Genomic DNA, 25,522 nt, shown 5'->3' with positions numbered 1-25,522 from the left:
TTAGCGCGAAGCACGTAAGCCGACAACATTGTTAACTTGGCCGGTGGTGGCGTCGGATTACGCGGCGTGCCGCCGCTAATCCGACCTACCTTGCCGACATCATTCCACTACACCACCCCATCGGCCTTCAGCCGCGCGATGGCGGCAGCATCAAATCCCAGCGACGCCAGCACCTCGTCGTTATGCTGGCCCAAGGTCGGCCCCAGCCACTGGGTCTTGCCCGGCGTGGCGGACAGTTTCGGACTGATGGCGGGCAATTTGACGGGCGTGCCGTCGGGGAACTGGTGCTGTTCGAACATCTCGCGGGCAAGGAATTGCGGGTCGCTCATCATGTCGCGCACGGAGTAGATTTTGCCGGCCGGCACGTCGGCAGCCTTGAGCACGGCCAGCGCGCTGTCTATCGTGTGCGTGGCGCACCAGGCGCCGATGGCGTCGTCGATTTCCTGCGTGCGCGCCACCCTGCCGTCATTGCGCGCCAGTTGCGGGTCGCCCGCCATGTCGATGCGACCCATGGCCAGCATCAGGCGCTTGAAGATGGCATCGCCGTTGCCGGCAATCACGATGTTTTCGCCGTCGCCCGTCGTGTAGGTATTCGAGGGCACGATGCCGGGCAGCGAGCCGCCCGTGCGCTCGCGCACGACGCCCGCCTGGTCGTACTCGGGCACCAAGGATTCCATCAGGTTGAACACGGATTCGTACAGGGCCACGTCGACCATCTGGCCTTCGCCGGCGGCCGCCCCGCCCGTCACGTCGCGGTGGCGCAAGGCCATCATGGCGCCGATCACGCCGTGCAGGGCCGCCACGGAGTCACCGATGGACACGCCCACGCGCACGGGCGGGCGGTCGGCAAAGCCGGACACATAGCGCAAGCCGCCCATCGATTCGCCGATGGCGCCGAAGCCGGGCAAATCCTTCATCGGCCCCGTCTGGCCAAAGCCGGACAGGCGCACCATGATGATGGACGGTTTGATCTGCTTGAGCTGTTCGTAGCCGAGATCCCACTTTTCCAGCACGCCGGGGCGGTAGTTCTCGATGATGATGTCCGCCTCCAGGGCCAGCTGGCGGGCAATCGCCCTGCCTTCGGGCGACTTCAGGTTCAGGGTGACGCTTTTCTTGTTGCGCGCCTGCACCGACCACCACAGCGAGGTGCCATCCTTCAGCACGCGCCAAGTACGGATGGGGTCGCCGCCATCGGGCGACTCGATCTTGATCACGTCGGCGCCGAATTCGGCCAGCATGCGGGCGCAGAACGGCCCCGCGATCAGGGTGCCCAGTTCCAGGACTTTGATACCTTTTAAAGGACCAGTATTCGCGGAGGGTTCAGTCATGTTGTGCTCAGGTTGCCCTGCGGTCGAGCATCGCGCGGGCAATTGTGCCCGCGTCGACGTATTCCAGTTCGCCGCCCACGGGCACGCCGCGGGCCAGACGGCTCACGCGCAAGCCCCGCGCTTTCAGCATTTCGCTGATGTAGTGGGCCGTCGCTTCGCCTTCATTGGTGAAGTTGGTGGCCAGCACCACTTCGCCGACCACGCCATCGTTGGCGCGGTTCAGCAATTTTTCGAGGTGGATGTCTTTCGGGCCGATGCCGTCCAGCGGAGAGAGCCGCCCCATGAGGACGAAATACAGGCCCTTGTAGGTGAGCGTCTGCTCGATCATCAGCTGGTCGGCGGGCGTTTCCACCACGCACAGCAAGCGCTTGTCGCGCTCTTCGTCGAGACAGGTCTCGCACACTTCATGTTCGGTAAAGGTATTGCACAGGCCGCAGTGATGCACGGCATCGACGGCCTGGAACAGGGCGCGCGACAGCATGGCCGCGCCTTCCCTATCGTGCTGCAACAAATGAAACGCCATCCGCTGCGCCGACTTGGGGCCGACGCCAGGCAGGCGCCGCAGCGCCTCGGTCAAGAATTCAAGCGACTTGGACATGGATCAACCTTGCCCCGTGCCATAGATCGAGCGCATGCGGCAGTGCATCAGAATGGCATTTTGAAGCCGGCTGGCAAGTTCATGCCACCAGTCAAGCCCGCCATTTTTTCAGCCGACGTCGCTTCCGCCTTGCGCACGGCATCATTGAAGGCGGCGGCCACCAGGTCTTCCAGCATGTCCTTGTCGTCGGCCAGCAGCGACGGGTCGATGGAGACGCGCTTGACGTCGTTCTTGCACGTCATGACGATTTTCACCAGGCCGGCGCCGGACTGGCCTTCCACTTCCACCAGCGCCAGTTGTTCCTGGGCTTTTTTCATGTTGTCTTGCATTGCTTGCGCCTGCTTCATCAGGCCAGCCAGTTGATTTTTCATCATGAGAATGCTCCGTTCAATTCAGTTTATGAGTTTTGTTAATCATCAATGCAGGGTCGGCGCGGCGGAGCCGGCCGGTGCAGGGGTAATCGTTCCCGGCACAACAAAAGCGTCGAATGCACGCTTCATGTCGAGCACGAAGGGATCGCTGGCAATGGTTTCTTCCGCTTGCAGCTGGCACGCCTCGCGGTGGGCCTGCGCTTCCGCGCTGGCCGTGTACCAGACGGCGCCCAGTTCCGTGTCGACATTGACCTTGCGGCCGAAACGCTCGCTGAGCACGGCCGCCAGTTTTTCCACGTTGGCCGGACTGCGCCACGTGTCGATCGGCACGCGCAAGCGGAACGTGGTGCTGTGGCCGTCGTGCAGGCATTCGATCAGCTCGGCCTGCACGGCCAGCTGCTGGGCTATGCCACGCAGGGGCAGCGCGGCGGCGACGGCCGGCCAGTTGCCGTCCCAGTCCAGGCCCGGCACGGGCGTGATCACATACGGCCCGCTCGGTGCGGCTTGCTTGGCGGCACGCTGCGGCATGACGACGGCCGGCTGCTCGCTGCTTTGCGCGGCGGGCGCCGACACGGCAGCCGAAGCACTGTCGTCGGAAAATTCGGTGACCCAAGGCGGCAAGTCGTCGTCGGCGGGCGCCTGCTGTGGCGGCGGCGCGGCAGGACGCGTTTGCTGCACGGGCGCGGCAGCGGCCACGGGCGCTTCCATCACGGCGACCGGTGGCGCATCGTCCCACGGCGCAGGCGCTTTCGCGGCGGCGGGCGGTGGTGGCGCTGCAGGTGCTGGTGGTGCTGCAGGTGCCACTGGCGCGGCGGCGACAGGTTCCGGTGCAAGAGCCACCGGCTTGGGCGCCGACGATGGCGCCGAGGGCGCGCTGCCCGGACGGCCTTTCGATGCGGCGCGGGCCGCTTCCAGCGCCGCATTGATGGCGGCGCGGGCGGAACTGATCGGGGCGCCCGAGGCGGCCGGGGCAGCCGCAGCGGGAGCGGCGGCAGGCGGCGGCGCCACAGGTGCTGGCGCCGGGGCGGCTACAGGTGCCGGTGCCGGAGCGGCCGGGCGTGGCGGCGGCGCTTCGCCGCGCGCCATGCTGGCGGCAGCGGCTGCCACCACGGCGGGCGGTGTTACGGCTGCATGGCTGGCCACGCTGTTCGTGGCGGCGCGGGCAGCCGGTGCGGATGCGCCAGCGGCGGCGCGCGCGGCGGCCACGGCGGCGGGACGATTGCCAGGAGCTGACGCAGGCGCGGCAGCAGGTACCCCTTCGGCGCCGCCTATGCCGGGCCGAAAGGCCAGCATGCGCAGCAAGGTCATGGTAAAGCCCGCGTATTCGTCGGGCGCCAGGCCCAGTTCATTGCGGCCATGCACGGCGATCTGGTAAAACAGCTGGACTTCTTCCGCATCGAACGCGGCAGCCAGACGCACGATGTCCGCGTACTCAGGCAAATCCTGCGGCAAGGCGGCGGGCACGGTTTGCGCCAGCGCAATGCGGTGCAGCAAGGTGCCCAAGTCTTGCAGGGCGCCGTTATACGACAGGCTACGCGAAGCCATCTCGTCGGCCACGGCCAGCAAGTCCGCGCCATCCTGCTGCGCCAGCGCGTCGAGCAGGCGCACCAGGTACGATTGGTCGAGCGCACCGAGCATGCCTTGCACGGCGTCGAGCGTCACCGCGCCGGCCGCGTAGGCGATGGCCTGGTCCGTCAGGGACAGCGCATCGCGCATGGAACCATGGGCGCCCTGGGCCAGCAGGCGCAAGGCCGGCTGTTCGAAGACAATGCCTTCCTGTCCCAGGATATTGTCCAGGTGGCTGATGATGTGGCCGGGCGGCATCTGCTTGAGGTTGAACTGCAGGCAGCGCGACAGCACGGTCACGGGTATCTTTTGCGGGTCCGTCGTCGCCAGGATGAACTTGACGTGCTCGGGCGGTTCTTCCAGGGTTTTCAGCATGGAATTGAACGCGTGGTTCGTCAGCATGTGCACCTCATCGATCATATAGACCTTGAAGCGCGCATTGCTTGGCGCATACACGGCTTGCTCGAGCAGCTGCGCCATTTCATCGACGCCGCGGTTCGACGCCGCATCCATCTCTATATAGTCGACAAAGCGTCCCGCATCGATCGCCGTGCACGCTTCGCACACGCCGCAAGGCTGGGCCGTGATGCCGCCCGTGCCGTCGGGGCCGATGCAATTGAGCGACTTGGCCAGGATGCGCGACAGGGTCGTCTTGCCGACGCCGCGCGTGCCCGTGAACAGGTAGGCGTGATGCAATCGGCCGCTGTGCAAGGCATGCGTGAGCGCGCGCACGACGTGCTCCTGGCCGACGAGCGTCTCGAAATTCTTGGGGCGGTATTTACGGGCGAGGACTTGATAGGACATGCTGAGATTTTACCATGCGATTTTGCGGGTGATCCTGCGCGGCGGGCGCAAGCCTCATGGCCGGGCCATTCCAATATGGCAGACGCGGCAAAGCAGCAATTGTATAACATGGCCAGCTAGAAACAGTGAAAACACGGCAAGCCCGGCAATGCAGTGGATCGGCAAGAAAACGGGGCCGTAAAAGCAAAAAAGCTGCCCTTGGCAGCTTGATTGTTGATCCTGATAAAACATTCCCGAAGGAGGCGAGCCTGATCTGCGGCACTCATGGTTAATAGCCGTGGCTGCTTCGTTCCCGACCTGACCAGGTTAGCCATGCCACGATGCGCAGGGGCCCGCCGGGGACAATTATAACCGACCTGCGCAAGATTGGGAAATTGCCGTGTCAATGCTGCGCAGGTCGGCGTAGGTCGGCTTAGGCCGGCGTAGGTCGGCTTAGGCCGCAGGCCGTAAGCCGACGCTACTGAATATGCCTGCCCTGGGTATCCAAACGCTGCCGAACACGCAAGCACCGCAACGTCGGCTTACGCGCTGCGCGCTAAGCCGACCTACGTCACTACCTATAAACCCAGCTCCTGCCAAATCCCATCCACCTTGGCCTTCACTTCCGGCGTCATGGCAATCGTCGTGCCCCACTCGCGCGTCGTTTCGCCCGGCCATTTATTCGTCGCATCGATGCCCATCTTGCTGCCCAAGCCGCTGACCGGCGAAGCGAAGTCCAGGTAGTCGATCGGCGTGTTGTCGACCAGGGTCGTGTCGCGGATGGGGTCGACACGCGTGGTGATGGCCCAGATGACTTCTTTCCAGTCGCGGATATTGACGTCTTCATCAACCACGACGATGAACTTGGTATACATGAACTGGCGCAAGAAGCTCCACACGCCGAACATCACGCGCTTGGCGTGGCCCGCGTACTGTTTCTTGATCTGCACCACGGCCATGCGATAGCTGCAGCCTTCGGGCGGCAGGTAGAAATCGGTGATTTCGCTGAACTGCTTTTGCAGCAGCGGCACGAACACTTCGTTCAGGGCCAGGCCCAGCACGGCCGGCTCGTCCGGCGGTTTGCCTGTATAGGTGGAGTGATAGATCGGGTCGCGGCGCATGGTGATGCGGTCGATGGTAAACACGGGGAAACTGTCCTGCTCATTATAGTAGCCCGTGTGGTCGCCATACGGCCCTTCCAGCGCATGCTCGTAGCCGCTCGGATGGTTTTCGTCCGGATAGATATGGCCTTCGAGCACGATTTCGGCCGACGCAGGCACGCGCAGCTCGCTGCCGATGGCTTTCACCAGCTCCGTGCGGCTGCCGCGCAGCAGGCCGGCGAACTGGTATTCGGACAGGCTGTCCGGCACCGGCGTGACGGCCCCTAATATAGTAGCGGGATCGGCGCCGAGCGCGACGGCGATCGGATATGGCTTGCCCTTGCTCTGGATCGCGTACTCGCGGAAGTCCAGCGCCCCGCCCCGGTGCGCCAGCCAGCGCATGATGACCTTGTTGCGCCCCAATACTTGCTGGCGGTAGATGCCGAGGTTTTGCCGCTTCTTGTTCGGGCCCTTGGTGATCACCAGGCCCCAGGTGATCAGGGGGGCGACGTCGCCGGGCCAGCAATGCTGGATCGGCAGGCGCGCCAGGTCGACGTCGTTACCCTCCCAGACGATTTCCTGGCACTTCGCGCCGCGTAATTCTTTGGGCGACATGTCCCACACGGATTTCACCAGCGAACCGAGGCCCAACAGATCCTTGAAATCTTTCGGCGGTTCCGGTTCCTTCAGGCGCGCCAGCACATGGCCGATCTTGCGCAACTCGCTGACGTCTTCCGCGCCCATGCCCAGCGCCACGCGGCGCGTGGTGCCGAACAGGTTGCCCAGCACCGGCATGGCGTGTCCCGTCGGATTATTGAACAGCAAGGCCGGCCCGCCCGCGCGCAAGGTGCGGTCGCAGACTTCCGTCATCTCCAAAATCGGTGAAATGGGGGTCGAAATGGGCTTAAGTTCACCCATTTGTTGCAGTTGAGAAATAAAATCTCGTAAATCTGAATATTTCATGTGTTTTTAATTTTTTTTGACGTCGGACGCCGTTGCTGAAGGATCTATGCCAAGTAATTGATTTTATTGGCTTTTGGCACAATGCAAGTCAAAAAGTAAGACATAAAAGTAATAAAGAAACGATTCGTTAGTATTGACTTGATATAAAACGGCTTCTACAATTCGCCCAACTTGAAAGAGCACGCCGGCCCAGAGCTTGATTTTAGCGTTTCTCTTTCATTCACGGAGTCGGGGCTCCACATGACATTTTAAGGAGTGTTTTCAAAAGGCGTCTGCCTTACCCCCGGTAAAAGTTGTATTGCGACTGATCCAATACCAGCATGGGACCGATCAGCTCAAGCAAGCAATGACGGCGTTTCTCGCACGCATCCATACGCGGCGGAAACGATGATATTTCTGATGCACGGCATTGGCAGTACCCACAACACCGCGACACCGCGGAGGGACCGCCTGTTGACGCGACATTTCGGGGAACTCTATGACTCATCGTAGCACTGAAGCAGCATTGCCTGCTTCAACCGTGGCTGGCCAGCCAGCATTGGCGCGTTTGCGCGCCCGCGCGAAGGCCATTTCAGCACGTGGCGTATTGACCACGGCGCAACACACACTGACAGTCTTCGGCATTTCCGCCCTGGCACTGATCGCCCTGCTGATGTTCCGCCCGGACCTGGGCAAGCAACTGACGCACAGCCTGTTCCCGCTGCCGATGGCGGAAGCGCAAGCCGTTGAAGCGCCGGCCCTGTCGGCACTGATGGAAGCGCCCGCCTCCGTGCAAACGGCCGCCGCCAGCGAAGCACCTTTGACCAAGGAAGAAAAAGCCTTGCTGGGTACGCAAAAGCAGCAGCAATGGGTGACCAACTGGCTCTCCAAGCGCTACCGCGTGGCCAACGACGCGACCAATATGCTCGTGTCGACGGCCTACCTGACGGCCCGCGAAATCAAGCTGGACCCGCTGCTGATCCTGGCCGTGATGGCCATCGAATCGGGTTTGAACCCGTTCGCGGAAAGCCCCGTCGGCGCGCAAGGCTTGATGCAAGTCATGTCGAAAGTGCACCATGAGCGCTTCCAGGAAATGGGCGGCGTGCAGGCAGCCCTGAACCCGGTCGCCAACATCCGCGTCGGCTCCCTGATCCTGAAAGACTACGTCACGCGTGGCGGTTCCGTCGAAGCGGGCCTGAAAACCTACGTGGGCGCCGCCAACTTCGCCACCGACTCGGGCTACGGCTCGCGCGTGCTGGCCGAATACCGCCGCCTGAAGCAAGTGTCGGCCGGCCAGCGCGTGCCGACCACGACGCCGGTGATGGCATCGAACACGCCAGCGCCAGCCAAGGCGCCGACAGCGGTAGCGGAAAGCGGCATCACCATCAAAGTACTGCCCCACAACGAGATCGCCGGCCTGTGACCCTTTAAAAGCCCTCACAGGGGCATCCAAAAAGCAGCACCCAGTAAAAAAGCCACCGCACGCAAGTGCCGGTGGCTTTTTTATTGCCCTGCGGCAGCAGCCGCAGGGATTACGCTATATTACTTGCGCTTGTTGGCGTTGACTTCTTCCTCGCGGAATTTCACTGCCAGCTTGTCGAGCACGCCGTTCACATACTTGTGGCCGTCGATACCGCCAAACGACTTGGCCAGCTCGACCGCTTCGTTGATGACGACGCGGTACGGGATTTCCATGTTGTTCTTCAGCTCGAACGCGCCGATCAGCAGGATGCCGTGTTCGATCGGCGACAGTTCCGCGATATTGCGGTCGATCAAGGGCGCCATGCTTTCGCGCAGCGCCAGCGAATCCTTGATGGCGCCGTACAGCAGCACCGTGAAATGATCGCCATCGGCCTTGTCGAAACCGTGGGCCGCGCGAATATTGTTCACGACGGTGGTCGCGTCTTCATTGTTCAGCAGCCACTGGTACAAGCCCTGCAGCGCAAACTCGCGCGCGCGGTGACGCGGCGTGCGGTTTTTGCTGGGATTGGCGAGCAAATTTTTCTCAGTCATGATTGTTACCTGTTCTTAAATACGTATTTACTGCAGATAGTGACGAATACCGCGGTGCGCTGCCAGGCAGCACACTGCGGCGCAAGCACGATTAATCCTCGTCTGTGTCTTGCAACTCTTCCAGCGCTTGCGCCAGATTGGCCATTTCCACCGCCACGCGTGCCGCTTCCGCTCCCTTGACCAGCATGCGCACTTCCGCCTGCTCGTCGTTTTCGGTCGTCAACACTGCGTTGGCGATGGGGATGCCGTAATCGAGACCGACGCGCGTGATGCCCGCGCCCGATTCGTTCGATACCAGCTCGAAGTGGTAGGTTTCACCGCGAATCACGGCGCCCAGTGCGATCAGGGCGTCGAATTGCTCGGTTTCCGCCATTTTTTGCAGAATCAGTGGGATTTCCAGGGCGCCCGGCACGGTCACGTGCAGGATATCTTCATCGGCCACGCCCAGCTTGCTCAACTCTTCCAGGCATGCCGACAGCAAGCCACCACCGACGATTTCATTGAATCGTGCCTGGACGATACCGACGCGCAAACCTTCGCCGGCAAAATTGGTTTCGTATGCTCCTACGGTCATCATATGCCTCTTTATCAGGTGATCAGCGGCCAGCCATGCGCCAGGCCGCCGAAATTATTTAATTACTGCTGGCCAGGATGGCACTGAAAACCGGTCACTTCCAGGTCGAAACCGACCATCGACGGCATCTTGCGGGGGCTGGCCAGCAATTGCATCTTGCTCACGCCCAGGTCGCGCAGGATTTGCGCGCCGATGCCATAGCTGCGCAAGTCCATGCTGGCGGCGCGGCCTTTTGGCTTGGCTTGCGGCGTATCAAGCGCGGCGAACTGGGCAAACAGCTCGCTCGACGTCTCGCCGCAGTTCAGCAAGACCATCACGCCACGCTCGGCCTGCTTGATGGCGGCCATCGAGGCGGCCACCGTCCACGAGTGGGTGGTCGCTTCGCTTTCCAGCACGTCCAGCAGGGAAACGGGCTGGTGCACGCGCACCAGCGCTTCCAGGCCGGGAGCCAGGTCGCCATGCACGAGGGCCAGGTGGGCCGATGCGCTGGGCTTGTCGCGGAAGGCGATCAGACGGAATTCGCCGTGCGCCGTGTGCAGGGTGCGCTCGGCAACGCGCTCGACCAGGGACTCGGTCTGGCTGCGGTAATGGATCAGGTCGGCAATCGTGCCGATCTTCAGGCCATGCTGCTCGGCAAACACCAGCAAGTCCGGCAGACGCGCCATGGTGCCGTCATCCTTCATGATTTCGCAAATCACGGACGCGGGCGTCAAGCCGGCCATGGCCGTCAGGTCGCAACCGGCTTCCGTATGGCCTGCGCGCATCAGCACGCCGCCTTTCTGCGCTTTCAGCGGGAAGATATGGCCAGGCTGGACGATATCGCTGGGCTGCGTGCCCTTGGCAACAGCCACCTGGATAGTCTTGGCGCGGTCGGCGGCGGAAATGCCCGTCGTCACGCCTTCGGCCGCTTCGATCGAGACCGTGAAATTGGTGCCGTAAGCCGTGCCGTTGCGCGACGTCATCATCGACAGGTTCAGCTCGTCGCAACGCTCTTCCGTCAGGGTCAGGCAGACCAGGCCACGCGCATGCGTGATCATGAAATTGATGGCTTCAGGCGTCACGAAATCGGCGGCAAGCACCAGATCGCCTTCATTTTCCCGGTCTTCTTCATCGACCAGTATCACCATGCGGCCGGCGCGCAATTCAGCGACGATCTCTTCGGTGCTGGATATAGACATTGTTCATCCTCGTATGACGCCTGGCCAAACCTGCTGCGCGTCGGTATAGGCGGCCTGCGATGCTCACCGTACCTTCGTACGGTTGCGCGTCTCGGCCACCTCTCCCTTCCGCTCGCGACGGTTTTGCCGGGCGTTGTTAGTGAAACTAAAACTGAAACATCAAGCACGAATATTCCTCGGATTTCCGGGAATTTTCTTATAACCTGCTATTTTAAAGGATTTAGCGCTTGCAGACCTGAAATAAGACAGCTTTGCGGCACGGATGCCGCAGCAGGCCCGGGAAAGCGCCGATTCCCCGATCCTGCGCACGCGGCGGCGGCAAAGCGCGCGCCGCCGGCCTTGCAAAGAGCATAAGATCAGACTGTCACCGCCACGGCGCTGATACCCACTCGCAGCGACACCCCACACAGGAGCGGCAATATGAAAACCAATGGATCGGCTATCTGGTCAGGCGGCATCAAGGATGGCAAGGGCGCCATCAGCACGCGCAGCGGCGCCTTGCAGGAATATCCCTACGGCTTTGCCAGCCGCTTCGAAGGCAAGCCCGGCACGAATCCCGAGGAATTGATCGGCGCCGCGCACGCGGGCTGCTTCACCATGGCCTTGTCGCTGATCCTCGGCGAAGCGGGCCTGACGGCGGAAAAAATGGACACGACGGCCGAAGTGACCCTCGACAAGGTGGACGATGGCTTCGCCATCACGGCCGTCCACCTGATCCTCAAAGCAAAGATACCGGGCGCCGACCAGGCGAAATTCGAGGAATTGACGGCCAAGGCCAAGGCCGGCTGCCCCGTGTCGAAGCTGCTGAAAGCCAACATCACCCTGGACGCCACCCTGCTGCCCTAGATTTTAGGCACGGGCTTGACGGGCTCCACGGGGGCTACCGGCGCCACCCGCGGCAGGCGCGAGTCGCTGGCCGGCAATGGCCGGTTCATCAGGCCGGGATTCAGGGCTGCATTGTTCAGGTTATAGGCGGCAATGGCCGCCGCCACGGACGGGTCTTGCGATGAGGGCAAGGGCACGGCCTGGCCCGCGTTTTGCGCAGCCAGCTCTTGCGCCTGCGCATTTTGCCGGGCCATCTGGGCTTGGGCCGTCGCCAGGCCCGCATCGGCCTGCCCCTGCGCTGCGCGTGCCAGTACCTGAGCCGCCAATTGTGGGGCGTCGGCGGCCAGCTGCGCCCGCGTCGTATCATCCGCCGCTGCTTGCGCCCGCTGCTGCAGCCCCTGCTGCTGCACTTGGCCCTGGCGCAGTTCGTCCACCCGCTCCGCTCCCTGCTGCCGCGCCTGCTGATCGGTATTGATGCGTTCGTTATCCAGGCGTTCGGCATCCAGGCGCTCGGCATCGACGCGCTGATTGTCCGTGCGCCGCGTCCGCAGTAGTTCCGCTGCATCGGCGGCGGCTTGCGCCGCAGGCGGGGGCCGCAGTTCCCGCAAGTCCAGGTTCAGCTCTTCCGCTTCCAGTTGCTGCTGCAGTTCCAGCTGTCGCTGCGCAATGGCAGCCGTTTGCGGCGGCGCCTCGTCGACGGGCTGCGGCTGGACGGCTTGCGTTGCGCTGGGCGACAGTGCTTCGCCCGTCAAATCCGCTTCGACATTGGTTGCCAGCGGCGCGCCCTGCTGCTGGGCCAGCACGGCGCCCACCTGCGCCAGCACGTCCGTTCCCTGTTGCAAGGCGTCCAGGGTGGCATTGCTGTCGGCCGCATACGCTGCCTGCAAAGTTGGCGCATCGACATCTTCATTGCGCAAGTCGATGCCGATGCGGGCCAGCTGCGCTTGCGTGAGCAAGCCGCCGTCCTGCGCCAGCGCGGCGGCCGTATCCGTCGTGCCATCGCCCGACAGCAAATCGTAGCGCTGCGCCAGGCTGCCCGGTGTGTCGCCTGCCGTCGCCAGCTGGCTGGCGTCGATGCCGCTCGTCTGCAGCTGGGCGAACGATTCCGTCAACTGCCGCGCCAAGGCCAGCAGGTCGTCATTAACATTCACGGGAGTATTTGCCGCCCTGGCCTCTTCCGTGGCGCCCTGCAGGGCCAGCAGTTGCCGGCGCGACAAGGCCACGCCGGACAGGAACTGGCCCAGCGGGGAGATATCGACCTGGGTCGAGGACTGGATGGCAAGGGCCGCCGCCGCACTGGACGGCGGCACGGGCCACGCGGGCGCCAGCGGCGCCGTCGCACCCACGCGCGGCGTGGCCGGGATGGTATTGGGCACGGTTGCGCGCGAAATCGGGTCCATGGCTAGCCTCCACTGCGGAAAGCTTCATAGTATGCGCGTCTGAAGGAAAAGCAACACACGCTTGGCAAGGCGGCAGCTGTGTTGCTTCAAGCTGTGATGTTAAGCGGCAGCCTTGTCCAAGGACAACATGCGCTCGACATAGCGGGCGATCAAATCGATTTCCAGGTTGACCTTGCCATCGACCGTCAAGTGTTTCAAGGTCGTCATGGCGATCGTGTGCGGGATCAGGTTGATCGAGAAACGGCAGCCGTTGACGGCGCCCGCGCCCAGGTCTTCCACTCGGTTGACGGTCAGGGACACGCCATTGACGACGACGGAACCCTTGAAGGCCAGGTATTTCGCCAACTCATGCGGTGCTTCGATCACCAGTTCCCACGATTCGCCCACGGCTTCGAACTTGCGCACGATGCCCAGGCCGTCAACGTGGCCGGACACCAGGTGGCCGCCCAGGCGTTCGGCCAGGGTCAGGGCTTTTTCCAGGTTCACTTCCGTGGTGGTATCGAGGCCCACGGTGCAATTGAGGCTTTCGCGCGAGACATCGACGGCAAAGCCCGTGTCCGATTTTTCCACCACCGTCATGCAGGCGCCATTGATGGCGATGGAATCGCCCAGGGCCACGTCCGCCAGCGGCAAGCCGCCAGCGTGGATGTTCAGACGCACGCCGGCATCGAGGCCGCCGTCGAGTGCTTGCACGGTTTCAATCTTGCCGATGGCGGCAACAATTCCTGTAAACATGGAGCTAACCCTATAAAAGTGTAAAAGTATTAATTGCGCTGGGCGAATCTTGCAAGGATACGCACATCTTCGCCCACTTGCTGAACCTGGTGAAATTGCAAAGTGCGCTGTTGCTTGATATCCGTCAGTGCGGGCAAGTCGAACATGCCTTGCGCATCGCCCAGCAAGGTGGGCGCCAGGTAGACCAGCAACTCGTCGACGCAGCCTTCGCGTATCAGCGAACCATTGAGTTTGGCGCCAGCCTCGACGTGGACTTCATTGATTTGCCGGCGACCCAGTTCCAGCATCAGCGCGGGCAGGTCGACCTTGCCGTCCCCATTCGGCAGCACGATGACTTCCGCGCCCAGGCCACGCAGCTGCGCTTCCTTTTCCGGATTGGCGACGGCGGCCACGATCCACGTGCCGCCGCCCTGCAAAATACGCGCATCGGCGCTGATGTCGAGCCGGCTGTCGACGACGATGCGGCGCGGCTGGCGCGGCGTCTCGACGGCGCGCACGTTCAGTTGCGGGTCGTCCGCCTTGACCGTGCCGATGCCCGTCAGGATGGCGCAGGCGCGCGCGCGCCAGGCGTGGCCGTCGGCGCGCGCCAGCGGCCCCGTGATCCACTGGCTTTGCCCGTTGTGCAAGGCCGTCATGCCGTCCAGGCTGGCCGCCGTTTTCATGCGCACCCACGGCTTGCCGCGCTGCATGCGCGAAAAGAAGCCGATATTCATTTCATAAGCCTCATCGGCCAGCACGTCCGTGGTGACGGCGATGCCGGCTGCTTGCAGCTTGGCCAGCCCCTGCCCCGCCACCAGCGGGTTCGGGTCCGTCATGGCGGCCACGACGCGGCCCAGCCCCGCGCGCACGAGCGCATCGGAGCATGGCGGCGTGCGGCCGTGGTGGTTGCACGGTTCCAAGGTGACATAGGCGGTGGCGCCGCGCACGTCGTTGCCGCGCACCGCCGCATTGGCCAGCGCTTGCACCTCCGCATGATCCTGCCCGGCCGCCTGCGTCACGCCGGCGCCGATCACCTGGCCGTCCCTGACGATCACGCAGCCGATGCGGGGATTGGGCGAGGTCGTGTACAAACCGCGCGCCGCCCATTCCAGCGCCAGGCGCATGCCATCGATATCGTTGAGTATTTCCACGGGCTTCTTTGCTTGAAGATAAATAATTGGTCAGTCTTGCTACGAACTGTCGGCCACGCCGCTGCAATTGACCGCCTGCTGCTGCGGATCGCACACGCGCACCCTGCCCAGCATATTGATTTTAATATGCCGTACCTGCTTTCCCAAAGCCAGGGACAAGGTGCCCCAGCGCGCCGCCAAACTATTGGTCGCGCTGCAACTGCGTCCTGCGCCATTGTAGGCGATATAAAACGGCGCCGTGGCCGAGGAAAATGTGAACTGGGCCGTGATGCCCTCGGGCAGCGGTCCCTGGCGGAACAGCAATTCGTCATCGCCATCGAACGCCAGGTTGACATTGCGGTCGATGAATACCAGCCAGCCCGTGCGCCAGTCCGCGCCACCGGGCCCGGCCGGCATCAGCAGCACGCGCTGTCCCCGCGCCATCGCCTGCGCCCGCGTCAATTCGATGGCCGAGAACAAGTCCGTGGCCGCCGCGCGCACCTGCTGGCGCGCCAGCACCTGCTGCAAGCTGGGCATGGCCGCGGCCGCCAGCAGCGCGGCAATCGCCAGCACGGCCAGCAATTCGAGCATGGTGTGCCCGACGGTGTGGCCGAAAGTTTGCCTGCTCCAAGGTGGCCGCTTGCGGGTGGCCATCGGCTAGGGCCAGCAATGGCTGGCCGGGCCGCTGCTGCCGCGCTGGCCCATGCTGCTGAACGACAGGACGCCGCAATCGGCATCCTGGAACTGCGCATCGACCTTGGACGTGCCCGGCATGGCGCGCAACAGCACGCATTGCCCGATCGCCAGGCCGGGACAGGCCAGCGCCTCGATTTCATACGCGCTGCCGGCCGCGCCCCCGTCGCCGGACCACCACGGGAACTGCTGCGCCTGCTCCGCCGGCGACGCCGAGGAAAACGCCAGATAGCGGTTGTTTTGCGAATAATAGCGCTCCTGCTGCTGCATCAGCCGCAGCAGGGCCGCCTGCCCCTGCACCCGCTTGGCGCGCACGACGTGGCCATGATAAGCGGGCACGGCCAGCGCCAGCAGCAGGCTCATGATCGCCAGCGCGGCCAGCAGTTCGATCAGGCTGAAGCCGGGAGTGCGCCCACTTTTTGCTGAGAGCCCATTCCGTCTTGCCAGCATCCCCATGCGATCTCCCCCTTTCCAAAAAGCGCCAGCCAATACGCTGCAGCCTTGCCAGGACCTATTTTTTCTTGGCCGCCTCGTGCAATTCGCGCCAGTTCGCCACTTCGCGCCAGCTGAGGCGCCTCGCCGGCAGCGGCGCACTGACGACCTTGAGCCCCGTCCCGCTGACCGCGCCGGGCAAGCCAGGTTGCAGCACGGCCAGTTCCTTGCGCCCCTCGGCCCGCCCGGTGGCCGTCGCGGCGCCCACCGTGCTGGTCAGTTCCAGCGCCAGCGGTGGCGCACGCGCCAGGCCGTCGAACAAGTGTCCCGTCTGCTCGCCCGCCTGCACGACACCGGCGCCATCGGCGGCAAAGCCGCTCAGCACGTCGAGCACGTACAGGCGCGTGGCCGGCCTGGCGCAAGGGTCGCGACCGGGCAATACGGTATTGAACAGCACCTTGCCGGCGGCCAGCACAGGACTATTTATGCTACGTTCACCTGTCAGCGCGGTATCGAGAAAATCGAGGTACCAGCCGCGCATGGCGTCGCTGCCCGTATAGCGCAACTCGGCGCCGTCGACGCGTACGCCACCCGCCGCCTCGCCCAAGCTGCGCTGCTCCAGGTCGCTCCGGCTGCGCGTGGGGGACGACTCGCGCAGATCGTCGTGCACGGCGTAAAACGACTGCGACAGAAAAGCGGAAGGCCAGGTATCGGCCGCTTCGACCAGCTTGCCCGTGCCGAACAGCAGCAGATAGCCGCCGGGCGCATACGCCACGTTCAGCTGCTGCGTCACGGGCTGGCGCCGGCCCTGCGCATCGCGCGCGACAAAGACGAGCTTGCGCCCCTGGCCGTCCTTCCACGGCGGCCCGGCAGCCAAGTCGAAGCGCCAGATATTGCCCTGCAAATCGCCCGCATACAGGAAAGTCAGCGCCCCGTCGCCACCCGGCACCAGGGCAGGCGGGGCCAGCGCCTGGGGCGAGGCATCCGCATCGCTGCCATGGCCGCCATCACCGCCACCGCCGGCCACCGGCACCTTGAGGCGGAAGTAATTACTTCCCAACGTCCATGGCGTGCCGGGCGTCTTGTCCAGCGCCAGCAGGAAAATGGCATCGGCCGATGCGGGCGCCGTCGTGTCCTTGCCGTCGTTGACATGGTTGTTGTAGCCGCTGGCGACGACAACAAAATCGCGGTAGGCCGGCGCACCGTCCTTGCCGCCCATGTTGATGCGGGCAAAGGCGGGCGGCGCGCGCACGTTACCCATGAGCTTGTCGTCGCGGTCTGTAAATTCCCACAGCGCCCCGTCTTGCGCGAAGCGGGCCGGGTCCGTGACGTCGAGCGCAAACACGCCTTGCGCCCCGCCGCCCATACCCGACACCAATACCGTCTTCCAGTGTCCCAGCGCCAGCACTTCCGCCGTGGCCGCCGCGCCGTCGAGCAGCGGTCCGGGGCTGTAGTGAGTGCTCGCAACAGCTGGCGCAAGGTGCAGCAACGCTTGCGGCAGATAGGCGAACACTTCGCTGCCCGTGCGCGCGTCGAAGCCATGCAGCAAGCCGTCGTTGGCGCCCAGGTACAGCATTTTGCGCCGCTCCAATAAGGCCTTGCGATGCAGTCCATAGCCGGCGCCCGGCATGCCCAGTCCCGGCGCGCCCACGTACACGAGGTTGCCATACGGGGCCGCGCCCAAGCTGCCTGAGCGGCGCCGCAGAAAGCCGCCCGGCTGGCCCACCTCGTATGTGCGCTGTCCCAGCAGATACGCCAGGCGCTCCTCGCCCCGGCCATCGCCGCCGTCGAATGCGCCGCGCTGCTCTGCGTCCAGCCGCTTCCAGGCCAGCGGCATCAGGGCGCCCTTGGCGTCGAGCGTGTAGACGGGACGCAAGGCCGACGGCGGTCCATCCGGCTCCAACTTTTCCTGTCCGCCTGCGCGCCACAAGGGCTTGCCGGGAAGCAGTGCGCCATCGGCGCCCACGACAAACGCAGAGCGCGACACGGTCATGCCGCCATCGGCCAGGCGCAGCTGCGTCTGGAACCAGTATGCCTCTTCCGTTCCGCTGGCCAGCGCCATCAGGGCCGGCCCCGCGAGCGTCGCCGGCAAGGTAGCCTTGTCGGCGGCCGCAAAGGCTGCGCGCAGTCCCGCGATCAGGGCGGCCGGATCGCTGCCGGGCAAATAATGGTCGGGCCAGCGCCCGTCCAGCGTCCACTCGTCCAGCGCGCTGCCCGACGCGCTCTTGAACGGGTTGGCGTCGCCATTCATATCGAGAAAACCGCCATACTTGGCCGCCAGCAGCAAGGGCGTAGTGGCAGGAGGGGCGGCCGGGTCGCCCTGGCGCAAGTCGCCCGCGTAGTGCTCGACCTTTGCAACGCCGTCGTTCTTGCCGCCGGGACGCAGCGGCTGCACATGCGACCAGTAGGCCAGCCCTGCCGCATGGTAGCTGGCGCCGCCCGCCCCGTCGGCCAGCCATTCCAGCGCCGCCAGTTCAGGCCGTGGCGCGGGATTGCCCTGCGCGCCGCCGCTTTCCAGGTTGCCCACCGCATGCGTCCAGGCCATCGCGTCGAACGGCGGCGGCGCAAAGCCATCGGCGGCGCGTGCGCGATCGCCGTTGGATGCGGGAGTCACCGGGACATTGCCGGGCACATAGCGGTCGCCCGCCATGCCCGCATCGCCGAGACTGACGACGACGTGACGCTGGCAACTTGCCGTTTGCGGATCGCTCCATGACGTCACGACCGGCAAGCCATCATCGATGGCAGGCGGGGCCGTGGCGGGCGGCACCACAGCGCTCGCCTGCCGTCCCTGCAGGTAGCGCAGCGATTCGTACAGCAATTCGGCCAGCGGCGCCGCCTTTGCGTACGCACCGGGATGCCCGGCGTTGCCGCGCCCCACGCCATTGATGTAAGCGGTCACCCCGCCGCCAGAGCCCACAGATTGAGATGCATACACGCCAGTGGCGGGATTCCATTCGGCGCCGGCATTGTCTTGCGGCATAAAATCGGGCGCCGCCCAACGCTGCCGTCCCACGTGAGCCAATGGCGCGCGCAGCACGCCGCCATACACGGGTCCGGCGCTGGCGGGCTGGCCGTTCAAGTGGCCAAACACGCCCACGCGCACCCGGCCGCCATGGCGCTGCACGGCGCCCACCGGCTTGTAGTTCTTGCCATACGCGAGGCACAAGTCGTCGCGCAGCGGCCCTTCATCGGCATCGCAAACGCGCACGCGCGCGAGGAACACGCCGTGCGTGGCAGCAAAGCCGGGCGCGGCGCAGCTGCCGCCCGGGGGCAAGCTGGCGTCGCCAAACAGCAGGCGGTTGCGGCAGGAAACGATGGCCAGTTGCGCCAGCGCAAACGGCGTCGCGGCCGCCACGCCGGTCTGCAAGACCTTGCGCGGGAAAAAGACAGGGTGGGCAAAGAAGTCGATGGGACCGTCGGCATCGGGCAGGTAGGCGCGCTGCAGCACCGTCTTGCGCACTTCGTCGATGACGCGGTCGCCGCCCGTCAGCGCATAGCGCACGATGTCGAGCATGCTGGCGCTGGCCCAGTTGAGAAAGTTGCCGCTGAAACTGTCGCCGCCGCAGCCGTGCAAGGCATCGGCCGGTTTCAGCACGGAGAAGTAAGCGGTCGCTACGCGCAAGTCCGGCAGCGTCACACCGTCCTTGCTGCGATATGGATAGCTGTAGCACATGCGTGCATGGAAGTAACCGAAGTACTCGCGCTGCGGCGCATAGTCGCCGCCATGCGCGGCAGCGGCGGCCGCATGCGTGAGGGACAGGTTGAGCAGCAGATTCGGCGGCACCCTGGCACCGTGCAAGCCCGCGTCGGCCCGCGCCAGCACCACCGGGAGCGGAGCGGCGATGGCGCCGCCGCAAGCCAGGAAAATCCAGCCGAGCAGCAGCAAGGCAAACGTCAAAGGCCTCATGGCCCCGCTCCCACCGCCTGCTTGCGGTAATAACTTTGCAGCACGACTTGCGTGCTTTCCTGTGCGCCAAAACCGATGGCCGTGATGCGGTACACATAGCTTTCCGTGGCCAGGCCGCCAGCCGCTGCCGTGGCCTGCGCGCCGGGCGGATGAAACGGCAGCAGTTCGATCAGGTAGCGGGGCCGGCTCGACGGCAGGAAACCCTGCCCCGTCTGCATGACGGCGCCCGTGAACTGGCCGTACGGCACCGTGCGGTTGCCAGCTTCGGCGCCATCGAGGTCAGTACTTAACCAGAGGGCCGGCGCATCCGGGGCGGCGGGCAGGCACAGGCCCAGTGCGCCTGCCTCGCCGCAGCCATCCGCGAACCCGGCCGCGCTATCCGGCGCGAAAAGGCTGCTGCGTCCCGGCGCGCCGGGCAAGCCTTCGATATCGTTCTGCGCATCCACCAATGCCTCCTCCGCCGCCTGAAACGCGATCTGCCGGTCGCGCTCGCCGCGCGCCGCCTTCTCGCCCTGCAAGGCCATCTGCGCCGCCGATACGCCCAGCAGCAAGATGATCACCAGCAGGCACAGCACATACACCAGAGTGGCGCCGCCGTGGCGTACACGAGGCAGACGCCACGGTTTGCGACAGTTGACGCCCGTGCCAGCCATCGCGCCGCCCGCCTAGGCCGGCCCGTTGCGCAGCATGATGCTCGTCTGCACCAGTTGCCGCAGCCGGGAGCGCGTCGCGGCGGGCAAGGACGCGCGCGCGATGCGCACGCCCGTGTCGCCTGCGCCGTGCGCCTCGGCATAGGCCTTGCCGAACAGGTCGAACTGCGCCGGTCCCAGTTCCGCCAGCTTGTCCGCCTGGCCGGCCTCGCCGTGCAGCAACAGGGCCACGCGCACGCTGGCCACGCGCTTCCAGTGCGTGCGCCGGTACAGATCGCGCTGGCGGGCGGCTTCATCCGCCCCCTCCAGCACCAGTGCCGCATCGTAGGCGTCGAGCGCGCTGGCGTTGACGTAACGGTTCGCCACGCCGTCGGGCGGCGTATCCGTGTCGAGGCCATACAGCACCTGGAAACCGTCGACGCCACGGATGATGGCGTCCGCGCCCCAGCCGTTCGCGCCCCGGTATTTGCAGCGCAGCTCGCCCTCGCCATCGGCGCCCTGCGCTACATAGAAAATGCTCCAGCCCCGCTGCGCCTGCGTTTGCGCGGCGCCCACGCCGAAGCCCGCGCAATTGAGCACGGAACCGTCGCCGCCCTCTTCCTTGCCGGCGCCGTAATAACGCAGGGCCAGCACGTCGCTGCCGTGCAGGGCGCCGGGCAGCGCGCCGCCGATGCCCTCGCTGTTCTTGCCCAGAGTGCGCGCGTCGAGCCCAGCCACATTGGCGCTGTCGTCATCGGCATGGGCGACGGGCGCGGCGCTGCTGTCCCAGTTCACGTACGCCGTCTGGCGCACGGCGCGGGCAATGGTGTCGAGCGCATAGCGGCCGTTGTCGTCGAGCCGCGCACTGGCGGACTGGTCGCCATAACTGCCGCTGGCCGCCAGCAGCACGCTACTGGCGGCCAGCATCAGCAGCGCGCCCAGCGACAGGGCCACCAGCAATTCGACCAGGCTCATGCCGCGATACCTATACAGGACCTCGTTCATGCGCCGCCCCCGCCCAGCTGGAATGCCAGCCTGGGCAACGACTCGCCTGCCGCATTCACGGCGGGTGAACCATCGGGCAGGCGGCCGCGCCAGCCCAGCTTGATGACGATGGGCGCGCCCATGCCGCCGCTGCACGCCCACTGCAAGCCTTGGGCGGGCGCATCCCACGCGGAAGTGTCGCGGCAGATATGCAGGCGCGCGCCGGGCAAGGCCACATGCAGTTGCTGTTTCCACTCGGCGATATCGAATTGCGCCAGGTCGGCCGCGCTGCAGAGCGTGGCGCCAAAGCAGTCCGGCGCGCCGCCGCCAGTGTCGCCACCGTCCGCCGCTGCGTAGGCCACGTTCAGGTAGGGATTGCCCGTATCGGGGCCATTCATGAGTACGCTATTCGCGCGCATGCGTTCGGCCATGCCCGCGGCCAGTTGCACGCCCGCCGACAATAGCGCCGACTCATGGCGTGCGCGCAGGGAATTCAGTTGCAGGATGCTGGCGCCGAGCAGGCCCAGCGCCAACAGCAGCAGCGACACGAGCACCTCGACGAGGCTGCTGCCACCGATCAGACCGCGCGCACCGCTGTGCATGAGCTTCTCCTGCGGACAGAATGAAACCAGGACCGGAGCCGCACGGACGCACGGCCCAGCTACAAGATAGGCGCGCGCAAAAAGCCGGGTCTGCGCTGGCGCAAACAACACGGCAATAAGGTGGGAAGAACAGCGTTGGTATTGATCAGGCCGCTTGCCAGACAAACCTTGGCGTGGTGAAAACGGGGCGCATAAGCAGCCCCGCCTTCAAGAAGGTGAACAAGAAGGTGAGGTCAGGGCTTGCGCGCCTGCCCCACTTCGGCGATTGCGTCCTGGAACTCGGCCAGGTCTTCGAAATTCTTGTAGACGGAAGCGAAGCGGATGTAGGCGATCTTGTCCAGGCGCTTGAGTTCCTGCATGACGAGTTCGCCGATATAGCCGGAATCGACTTCACGCTGACCGCTGGTCAGCAGTTTTTCCTGGATGGAGGCAATGGCCGTATCCACGGAGGCGGCCGCGACGGGACGCTTGCGCAAGGCCAGCATCAAACTGCCGCGCAACTTATCCGCAGCGAACTCCGTCCGGCTGCCATTCTTTTTGACGACGGCCGGCATGATAAGTTCAATGCGTTCGTAAGTCGTAAAACGCTTGTCGCATTTGCCGCAGCGGCGGCGGCGCCGAATGGCATCCCCTTCCTCCGATACGCGCGTATCGAGAACCTGGGTATCGCCGTGCTGGCAAAATGGACATTTCATGGGCTGGCTACAACTTTATAGTAATAATTACGGGAAATCGCCGCCCTTGTACAAAGGGCGCCCGAATCACTCCGGGCGCCCTGGGGCACGAAGGAATGTGTCATCCAGAATCTTACTCTGTATGACACATTCTGGACAAATTATTATGCGGCGTACACAGGGTGCGCGTCGGCCAGCACTTTCACGGCCGCTTTCACGCGCTCGATGGTGGCGGCGTCATGCGGATTGTCCAGCACGTCGGCGATCAGGTTGCCCACTTCTTCCGCTTGCGCTTCCTTGAAACCGCGCGTCGTCATCGCCGGGCTGCCCAGGCGGATGCCCGAGGTGACGAATGGCTTTTGCGGGTCGTTCGGGATGCCGTTCTTGTTGCAGGTGATGTGCGCGGAACCGAGGATGGCTTCAGCTTCCTTGCCTGTCAGGTTCTTGGCGCGCAGGTCGACCAGCATGACGTGCGATTCGGTGCCGCCGGACACGATGCGCAGGCCGCGCTTGATCAGGGTTTTCGCCAGCACGTCGGCGTTCTTGATCACTTGCTTCTGGTATTCGACGAATTCAGGGCTCAGCGCTTCCTTGAAGGCGACGGCCTTGCCGGCGATCACGTGCATCAGCGGGCCGCCCTGGATGCCAGGGAAGATGGCCGAGTTGATGGCTTTTTCGTGTTCGGCCTTCATCAGGATGATGCCGCCGCGCGGGCCGCGCAGCGATTTGTGCGTGGTCGAGGTGACGAAGTCGGCGAACGGCACCGGGTTCGGGTACAGGCCGGCGGCGATCAGGCCGGCGTAGTGGGCCATGTCGACCATGAAGTAGGCGCCGACTTCCTTGGCGATCTTGCTGAAGCGTTCGAAGTCGATCTTTTTCGAGAAGGCGGACGCGCCGGCGATGATCAGTTTCGGCTTGCGTTCGCGGGCCAGGCGCTCCATTGCCTCGTAGTCGATGTCTTCTTCCGCCGTCAAGCCGTAGGAGACGACGTCAAACCATTTGCCGGACATGTTCAGCGGCATGCCGTGGGTCAGGTGGCCGCCTTCGGCCAGCGACATACCCATGATCAGGTCGCCTGGTTTCAGCATGGCGAAGAACACGCCCTGGTTTGCCTGCGAGCCCGAGTTCGGCTGCACGTTCGCGCATTCGGCGCCGAACAGCTGTTTCACGCGGTCGATAGCCAGTTGCTCGGCCACGTCGACGTATTCGCAGCCGCCGTAGTAGCGCTTGCCTGGATAGCCTTCGGCATACTTGTTCGTCAGCTGCGAGCCTTGCGCTTCCATTACGGCCGGCGACGTGTAGTTTTCCGACGCGATCAGTTCGATGTGATCGTGCTGGCGCGTGTTCTCTTTTTGAATGACGGCGAACAATTCAGGATCGACGTTGGCGAGGGTATGATCTTTTGCAAACATGTAAAAACTCCAAGTATGAGGGTGCTTGTACTGGCAGATTGGATCGAATGAGGGGAGCCGGCGTTAAGTGAATAACAACATTGGACAGGCAGCCTCTTCGTGCTTTTCCATAGTGGCTACCCAGGCGAACGGCTGATGAAAAATCTCACGTTTCCCGGTGGGTGCCCACCTTTCGCCGGATTGCCGATCACCACTCATGGAGATCGCCCGACTTTTCGCCAGTCACGTGAGACGTAATGGAATGCAAATTGTAAGTTAAGTGCCCAAATTGAGCAAGGAATGCAAGCGTGCGGCTATAATCGCCGCCCGGGCAGCGCCGCTCCGTCGTCTTAAGCTGGATGTAAACTTTGCTCATGCATGTAAGCGTATGTTACGGGGCTTGCCATTGCAGCCCTCCGTTTTACAATGCTGCGGTGCAACTTATATGCAGCTTTTGCATGGCTTTCCAGCAAGCGCCCACAGTCACAAGAAGAAAAATCGCGTAAAATGTTGCTCAATCTCACTACTGGCGCAATAAACATGCCTTCAGTCTTTACCTGGAACGTACGTGTCTACTATGAAGACACCGACGCCGGCGGCATCGTCTATTACGCTAACTACCTGAAATTCTTCGAGCGCGCGCGCACCGAATGGCTGCGCGCCATCGGCGTGGGCCAGCAGGAATTGCTCGAGCAGCACGACGCGATGTTCGTTGTCAAAAGCGTCAACGCCGACTATCATGCGCCAGCCAGGCTCGATGACACGGTAAGATTGACATTAAGCATAGAGAAAATGGGGCGCGCCTCCATCGTTTTCCTGCAACAAGCCTGGTGCGGCGACCGCCTGCTCAACACGGCACGCGTCAAGATCGGCTGCGTCGATTCGGCACTGCGCCCGCGCGCCGTGCCCGATGCGGTAGCGGCCCGCATGCGCGCCGCCTGAACCCCACCCGCCACCCCGGATAATTCACCCAACAGACTGCCAGCCAATGAACGTTACACAAGATCTTTCTTTCCTCGCGCTCATCACCAATGCCCACCTGATCGTGCAACTGATCATGGCCCTGCTGCTGCTGATTTCCCTGACCAGCTGGACCTACATTTTCCGCAAGATGTTTGCCGTGCGCCAGGCGCGCAAGCAAACCATCGAATTCGAACGCAGCTTCTGGGCCGGCGGCAACCTGCATGCGCTGCACCAGAACGCCAGCGGCAACCGCGACCAGAGCGGCGCGCTGGCCCGCATCTTCGACGCCGGCATGGGTGAATTCATCAAGGGCAAGGCTTCCTACGGTTCGCGCGAAGCGCTGGACGTGGGTGCCGTGCTCGACGGCGCACGCCGCGCCATGCGCGCCGCCTTCCAGCGTGAAATGGACGTGCTCGAATCGCACCTGGCCTTCCTCGCTTCCGTCGGTTCCGTCTCGCCGTACATCGGCTTGCTCGGTACCGTCTGGGGCATCATGAACGCCTTCCGCGGCCTGGCCAACGTGCAACAAGCCACCCTGGCGGCCGTCGCGCCCGGCATTGCCGAAGCGCTGATCGCCACCGCCATCGGCCTGTTCGCCGCGATTCCCGCCGTCGTCGCCTACAACCGTTTTTCGCACGACATCGACCGCCTGGCGATCCGCTTCGAGAGCTTCGTCGAGGAATTCTCCAACATCTTGCAGCGCCAGTCGCGCTAAGAGGGAG

23 protein-coding genes, 1 other RNA gene and 1 riboswitch are annotated in these 25,522 nt (G+C 64.0%); of the genes, 4 read left to right on the top strand and 20 right to left on the bottom strand.

What is annotated here, in order from left to right; genetic code table 11:
• Nucleotides 1–107 precede the first annotated feature (107 nt).
• The 6 genes from CLU90_RS26560 to ubiD form a co-directional block, all read right to left on the bottom strand.
• Nucleotides 108–1,328 (bottom strand): CaiB/BaiF CoA transferase family protein, encoded by a 1,221-nt coding sequence (locus tag CLU90_RS26560; RefSeq protein WP_100429245.1) that lies wholly within the window; start codon nt 1,326–1,328, stop codon nt 108–110.
• Between the two features lie 7 nt (nt 1,329–1,335).
• On the bottom strand, nt 1,336–1,926 hold the full coding sequence (recR, locus tag CLU90_RS26555) for a recombination mediator RecR (protein WP_034786598.1): 591 nt from the start codon (nt 1,924–1,926) through the stop codon (nt 1,336–1,338).
• 47 nt (nt 1,927–1,973) lie between these two features.
• A complete protein-coding gene (locus CLU90_RS26550) occupies nt 1,974–2,300 on the bottom strand; it encodes a YbaB/EbfC family nucleoid-associated protein (protein WP_034759121.1) in 327 nt (108 codons plus the stop codon).
• A 42-nt stretch (nt 2,301–2,342) separates the two neighbouring features.
• On the bottom strand, nt 2,343–4,667 hold the full coding sequence (gene dnaX / locus CLU90_RS26545) for a DNA polymerase III subunit gamma/tau (protein ID WP_100429244.1): 2,325 nt from the start codon (nt 4,665–4,667) through the stop codon (nt 2,343–2,345).
• A 238-nt stretch (nt 4,668–4,905) separates the two neighbouring features.
• An RNA gene (gene ffs / locus CLU90_RS26540) (signal recognition particle sRNA small type) lies at nt 4,906–5,004 on the bottom strand.
• Nucleotides 5,005–5,224: 220 nt separating this feature from the next.
• Nucleotides 5,225–6,709 (bottom strand): 4-hydroxy-3-polyprenylbenzoate decarboxylase, encoded by a 1,485-nt coding sequence (gene ubiD, locus CLU90_RS26535; protein ID WP_100429243.1) that lies wholly within the window; start codon nt 6,707–6,709, stop codon nt 5,225–5,227.
• Between the two features lie 478 nt (nt 6,710–7,187).
• Here ubiD and CLU90_RS26530 point away from each other — a divergent pair, with 478 nt between their 5' ends.
• Nucleotides 7,188–8,111, top strand: coding sequence for a lytic transglycosylase domain-containing protein (locus CLU90_RS26530; RefSeq protein WP_175539398.1), 924 nt, complete (start codon nt 7,188–7,190; stop codon nt 8,109–8,111).
• 119 nt (nt 8,112–8,230) lie between these two features.
• Here CLU90_RS26530 and nusB read toward each other — a convergent pair whose 3' ends face one another.
• From nusB to ribBA, 3 genes are all read right to left on the bottom strand, one after another.
• Complete coding sequence (gene nusB, locus CLU90_RS26525; protein WP_034759129.1) at nt 8,231–8,701, bottom strand: transcription antitermination factor NusB; 471 nt, start codon at nt 8,699–8,701, stop codon at nt 8,231–8,233.
• Between the two features lie 91 nt (nt 8,702–8,792).
• Nucleotides 8,793–9,275 carry a 6,7-dimethyl-8-ribityllumazine synthase gene (ribH, locus tag CLU90_RS26520; RefSeq protein WP_034759563.1) on the bottom strand — a complete coding sequence of 161 codons (483 nt, stop codon included), beginning with the start codon at nt 9,273–9,275 and terminating at the stop codon, nt 8,793–8,795.
• Nucleotides 9,276–9,337: 62 nt separating this feature from the next.
• Nucleotides 9,338–10,453 (bottom strand): bifunctional 3,4-dihydroxy-2-butanone-4-phosphate synthase/GTP cyclohydrolase II, encoded by a 1,116-nt coding sequence (gene ribBA / locus CLU90_RS26515; protein WP_046682331.1) that lies wholly within the window; start codon nt 10,451–10,453, stop codon nt 9,338–9,340.
• A 420-nt stretch (nt 10,454–10,873) separates the two neighbouring features.
• Between ribBA and CLU90_RS26510 the strand changes: the two genes are divergently transcribed.
• On the top strand, nt 10,874–11,299 hold the full coding sequence (locus CLU90_RS26510) for an OsmC family protein (RefSeq protein ID WP_092717907.1): 426 nt from the start codon (nt 10,874–10,876) through the stop codon (nt 11,297–11,299).
• Here the strand turns inward: CLU90_RS26510 and CLU90_RS26505 are convergent.
• The 11 genes from CLU90_RS26505 to glyA all read right to left on the bottom strand — a co-directional run bounded on the left by CLU90_RS26505 (nt 11,296) and on the right by glyA (nt 23,858).
• Nucleotides 11,296–12,678 (bottom strand): hypothetical protein, encoded by a 1,383-nt coding sequence (locus CLU90_RS26505; RefSeq protein WP_092717904.1) that lies wholly within the window; start codon nt 12,676–12,678, stop codon nt 11,296–11,298. The genes CLU90_RS26510 and CLU90_RS26505 overlap by 4 nt on opposite strands.
• Nucleotides 12,679–12,777: 99 nt before the next feature.
• Nucleotides 12,778–13,413 carry a riboflavin synthase gene (locus CLU90_RS26500; protein ID WP_035826106.1) on the bottom strand — a complete coding sequence of 212 codons (636 nt, stop codon included), beginning with the start codon at nt 13,411–13,413 and terminating at the stop codon, nt 12,778–12,780.
• Between the two features lie 29 nt (nt 13,414–13,442).
• Complete coding sequence (gene ribD / locus CLU90_RS26495; protein ID WP_100429242.1) at nt 13,443–14,543, bottom strand: bifunctional diaminohydroxyphosphoribosylaminopyrimidine deaminase/5-amino-6-(5-phosphoribosylamino)uracil reductase RibD; 1,101 nt, start codon at nt 14,541–14,543, stop codon at nt 13,443–13,445.
• A 39-nt stretch (nt 14,544–14,582) separates the two neighbouring features.
• On the bottom strand, nt 14,583–15,113 hold the full coding sequence (locus CLU90_RS26490) for a GspH/FimT family protein (RefSeq protein WP_100429241.1): 531 nt from the start codon (nt 15,111–15,113) through the stop codon (nt 14,583–14,585).
• Nucleotides 15,114–15,179: 66 nt separating this feature from the next.
• Nucleotides 15,180–15,671 carry a type IV pilin protein gene (locus tag CLU90_RS26485; RefSeq protein ID WP_100429240.1) on the bottom strand — a complete coding sequence of 164 codons (492 nt, stop codon included), beginning with the start codon at nt 15,669–15,671 and terminating at the stop codon, nt 15,180–15,182.
• 55 nt (nt 15,672–15,726) lie between these two features.
• A complete protein-coding gene (locus CLU90_RS26480; protein ID WP_100429239.1) occupies nt 15,727–19,557 on the bottom strand; it encodes a pilus assembly protein in 3,831 nt (1,276 codons plus the stop codon).
• On the bottom strand, nt 19,554–20,210 hold the full coding sequence (locus tag CLU90_RS26475) for a pilus assembly PilX family protein (RefSeq protein ID WP_100429238.1): 657 nt from the start codon (nt 20,208–20,210) through the stop codon (nt 19,554–19,556). Before CLU90_RS26475 ends, CLU90_RS26480 begins: the two co-directional genes overlap by 4 nt.
• Before the next feature lie 12 nt (nt 20,211–20,222).
• On the bottom strand, nt 20,223–21,191 hold the full coding sequence (locus CLU90_RS26470) for a PilW family protein (RefSeq protein WP_100429237.1): 969 nt from the start codon (nt 21,189–21,191) through the stop codon (nt 20,223–20,225).
• Nucleotides 21,188–21,772 (bottom strand): type IV pilus modification protein PilV, encoded by a 585-nt coding sequence (gene pilV, locus CLU90_RS26465; protein WP_100429236.1) that lies wholly within the window; start codon nt 21,770–21,772, stop codon nt 21,188–21,190. The genes CLU90_RS26470 and pilV overlap by 4 nt, the downstream gene beginning before the upstream one ends.
• A gap of 233 nt (nt 21,773–22,005) precedes the next feature.
• Nucleotides 22,006–22,467: a transcriptional regulator NrdR gene (gene nrdR / locus CLU90_RS26460; RefSeq protein ID WP_092717881.1), complete on the bottom strand. Its 462-nt coding sequence runs from the start codon at nt 22,465–22,467 to the stop codon at nt 22,006–22,008.
• A 143-nt stretch (nt 22,468–22,610) separates the two neighbouring features.
• Nucleotides 22,611–23,858, bottom strand: a complete 1,248-nt coding sequence (gene glyA / locus CLU90_RS26455; protein ID WP_034759173.1) for a serine hydroxymethyltransferase — start codon at nt 23,856–23,858, stop codon at nt 22,611–22,613.
• Between the two features lie 111 nt (nt 23,859–23,969).
• Nucleotides 23,970–24,094, bottom strand: a riboswitch (ZMP/ZTP riboswitch).
• 283 nt (nt 24,095–24,377) lie between these two features.
• Between glyA and ybgC the strand changes: the two genes are divergently transcribed.
• Nucleotides 24,378–24,779 carry a tol-pal system-associated acyl-CoA thioesterase gene (gene ybgC / locus CLU90_RS26450; protein WP_100429235.1) on the top strand — a complete coding sequence of 134 codons (402 nt, stop codon included), beginning with the start codon at nt 24,378–24,380 and terminating at the stop codon, nt 24,777–24,779.
• A 46-nt stretch (nt 24,780–24,825) separates the two neighbouring features.
• Nucleotides 24,826–25,515: a protein TolQ gene (gene tolQ, locus CLU90_RS26445; protein ID WP_046682323.1), complete on the top strand. Its 690-nt coding sequence runs from the start codon at nt 24,826–24,828 to the stop codon at nt 25,513–25,515.
• Nucleotides 25,516–25,522: the final 7 nt, after the last annotated feature.

It is taken from the genome of Janthinobacterium sp. 67 (assembly GCF_002797895.1).
GTDB lineage: Bacteria > Pseudomonadota > Gammaproteobacteria > Burkholderiales > Burkholderiaceae_D > Janthinobacterium.
The sequence above is the reverse complement of the archived record's forward strand: the minus strand, read 5'-3'. Positions and strand labels throughout refer to the sequence as shown.

Excerpts from the sequence above, each read along its gene's own strand:
- CLU90_RS26560 (WP_100429245.1), bottom strand. The coding sequence starts at position 1,328 with ATGACTGAACCCTCCGCGAATACTGGTCCTTTAAAAGGTATCAAAGTC.
- recR (WP_034786598.1), bottom strand. The coding sequence starts at position 1,926 with ATGTCCAAGTCGCTTGAATTCTTGACCGAGGCGCTGCGGCGCCTGCCT.
- CLU90_RS26550 (WP_034759121.1), bottom strand. The coding sequence starts at position 2,300 with ATGATGAAAAATCAACTGGCTGGCCTGATGAAGCAGGCGCAAGCAATG.
- dnaX (WP_100429244.1), bottom strand. The coding sequence starts at position 4,667 with ATGTCCTATCAAGTCCTCGCCCGTAAATACCGCCCCAAGAATTTCGAG.
- ubiD (WP_100429243.1), bottom strand. The coding sequence starts at position 6,709 with ATGAAATATTCAGATTTACGAGATTTTATTTCTCAACTGCAACAAATG.
- CLU90_RS26530 (WP_175539398.1), top strand. The coding sequence starts at position 7,188 with ATGACTCATCGTAGCACTGAAGCAGCATTGCCTGCTTCAACCGTGGCT.
- nusB (WP_034759129.1), bottom strand. The coding sequence starts at position 8,701 with ATGACTGAGAAAAATTTGCTCGCCAATCCCAGCAAAAACCGCACGCCG.
- ribH (WP_034759563.1), bottom strand. The coding sequence starts at position 9,275 with ATGACCGTAGGAGCATACGAAACCAATTTTGCCGGCGAAGGTTTGCGC.
- ribBA (WP_046682331.1), bottom strand. The coding sequence starts at position 10,453 with ATGTCTATATCCAGCACCGAAGAGATCGTCGCTGAATTGCGCGCCGGC.
- CLU90_RS26510 (WP_092717907.1), top strand. The coding sequence starts at position 10,874 with ATGAAAACCAATGGATCGGCTATCTGGTCAGGCGGCATCAAGGATGGC.
- CLU90_RS26505 (WP_092717904.1), bottom strand. The coding sequence starts at position 12,678 with ATGGACCCGATTTCGCGCGCAACCGTGCCCAATACCATCCCGGCCACG.
- CLU90_RS26500 (WP_035826106.1), bottom strand. The coding sequence starts at position 13,413 with ATGTTTACAGGAATTGTTGCCGCCATCGGCAAGATTGAAACCGTGCAA.
- CLU90_RS26490 (WP_100429241.1), bottom strand. The coding sequence starts at position 15,113 with ATGCTCGAATTGCTGGCCGTGCTGGCGATTGCCGCGCTGCTGGCGGCC.
- CLU90_RS26485 (WP_100429240.1), bottom strand. The coding sequence starts at position 15,671 with ATGGGGATGCTGGCAAGACGGAATGGGCTCTCAGCAAAAAGTGGGCGC.
- CLU90_RS26480 (WP_100429239.1), bottom strand. The coding sequence starts at position 19,557 with ATGAGGCCTTTGACGTTTGCCTTGCTGCTGCTCGGCTGGATTTTCCTG.
- CLU90_RS26475 (WP_100429238.1), bottom strand. The coding sequence starts at position 20,210 with ATGGCTGGCACGGGCGTCAACTGTCGCAAACCGTGGCGTCTGCCTCGT.
- CLU90_RS26470 (WP_100429237.1), bottom strand. The coding sequence starts at position 21,191 with ATGAACGAGGTCCTGTATAGGTATCGCGGCATGAGCCTGGTCGAATTG.
- pilV (WP_100429236.1), bottom strand. The coding sequence starts at position 21,772 with ATGCACAGCGGTGCGCGCGGTCTGATCGGTGGCAGCAGCCTCGTCGAG.
- nrdR (WP_092717881.1), bottom strand. The coding sequence starts at position 22,467 with ATGAAATGTCCATTTTGCCAGCACGGCGATACCCAGGTTCTCGATACG.
- glyA (WP_034759173.1), bottom strand. The coding sequence starts at position 23,858 with ATGTTTGCAAAAGATCATACCCTCGCCAACGTCGATCCTGAATTGTTC.
- ybgC (WP_100429235.1), top strand. The coding sequence starts at position 24,378 with ATGCCTTCAGTCTTTACCTGGAACGTACGTGTCTACTATGAAGACACC.
- tolQ (WP_046682323.1), top strand. The coding sequence starts at position 24,826 with ATGAACGTTACACAAGATCTTTCTTTCCTCGCGCTCATCACCAATGCC.